This window comes from Bacillus sp. JJ783 (genome assembly GCF_036963225.1).
Lineage (GTDB): Bacteria > Bacillota > Bacilli > Bacillales > Bacillaceae_G > Bacillus_A > Bacillus_A cereus_U.
On sequence record NZ_JBALMG010000148.1, the window covers coordinates 1 to 1,468 of the forward strand.

Genomic DNA, 1,468 nt, shown 5'->3' on the forward strand with positions numbered 1-1,468 from the left:
TTGCTTCAATATCTTTTGTGCTTTTTTTCGTACTTTTCTTTGCTTCCACCATTTCCGATACAAGTGTATTTATAACTTTGATATATTCGTGACTGCTTTGTTCCAATAAACGGATTTGTCCTTTTGTTGGAATCAATTTCACTTTCACTGTTAGGGTCTGTGACATACGTTTCATCCCCTTGTTTTTTTGATTTTCAACATCGTGTTCATTTGATACATTTCTAGCAATCAGAACAAAATCAGAACGTGTTTATAAACTTTACAACTGCATGAAACGAGGATGTTTTCCTCTCAAACACTTTGAAACATTCTTCTATCATCATTTATTCTAGTTATATCATTTATTTTCGAAAAATTCCAACAAAACACCCGAAGAAACTACCTATACTTTGGATACTTAAAGTACCACGAATCTTGCGATTTTTAGTGGTACTCCGTATCCAACCTCACTTTCATCCCATGCCTAAAGGCAATGGGCTTTCTTGTTCGGGAAAAGCTGTAATTTTTATATAAGTAGCCACCTCTGTAATATGTAAACAGTGTGTATGTTCAATTTCATGACCATTACGACAAAAAAATCACCAACTTCTTTACGTACAGGAAATCGGTGATTTTTGTTTAAATAGTCCCTTAAGGAACTATCAGTTTTTTGTTATGTTCAGATTTTCCAAAACTAGTTTCTTATACTCATCACATATGGATACATTGGATCTCTTAATTCAAAGTCATACGTTTCTCCATTCACAATTCCTACCACCTTCTCACTATCATATAAATTGAGTAAGAAACCGGCCATTTGTTCAGCTGTATGGAACTTAGGAACAACATTATCATATTCAAAATTATCAACATCATAAGACCGTTTTGCAAATTCGGTCTCTGTAGCAGCAGGAGCCAACACTTTTGCTTGCATTGCCGCTCCTTTTTCTTTTAATTCTTGTGCTAGACCTTCTGTAAAGGCACTTACATAGAACTTTGTCGCGCAGTAAGTCACAGCATCGGCCACAATCCTATATCCTCCTCCTGAAGATATATTGATAATTTGAGTTCCTTCAACATCTGCATAATCACGTACATAAAGAGAGGACAGAACGGTTAAAGCCTCAATATTCAAGTGAAGCATCGTCTCAATTTTATTTAACTTTTGCTCCCCAATGGAAGCAAAGTTTCCAAATCCAGCATTATTAATCCAGGTGTCGATTTGATAAACCTGAAGACTTTCATAGAATTCATAAACATTTGCAGTAACAGATAAGTCAACGGTTCGAATGACAACATCCAGGTCTGGATTAATTTCAGCCACTTTTGACTTTAATTTTCCTAATTCCTCCGTTCTGCGTGCTGCTATAATTAAGTTTTTTCCACGAGTCGCAAAAGCAAGAGCGGTTTCATATCCAATTCCTGAGCTAGCCCCTGTAATAACTGTATATTTCATATAAATCCCTCCTGAATTTTATCCAATTGATTT

At 35.5% G+C, this 1,468-nt stretch carries 1 protein-coding gene and 1 pseudogene; both read right to left on the bottom strand.

Annotation, left to right across the window (positions count from 1 at the left end; genetic code table 11):
• Positions 1-175: pseudogene (locus tag V7038_RS25170) on the bottom strand (RNA-guided endonuclease TnpB family protein); the annotation flags it as partial.
• A gap of 498 nt (positions 176-673) precedes the next feature.
• Positions 674-1,435, bottom strand: coding sequence for an SDR family NAD(P)-dependent oxidoreductase (locus tag V7038_RS25175; RefSeq protein ID WP_002110647.1), 762 nt, complete (start codon positions 1,433-1,435; stop codon positions 674-676).
• Positions 1,436-1,468 lie beyond the last annotated feature (33 nt).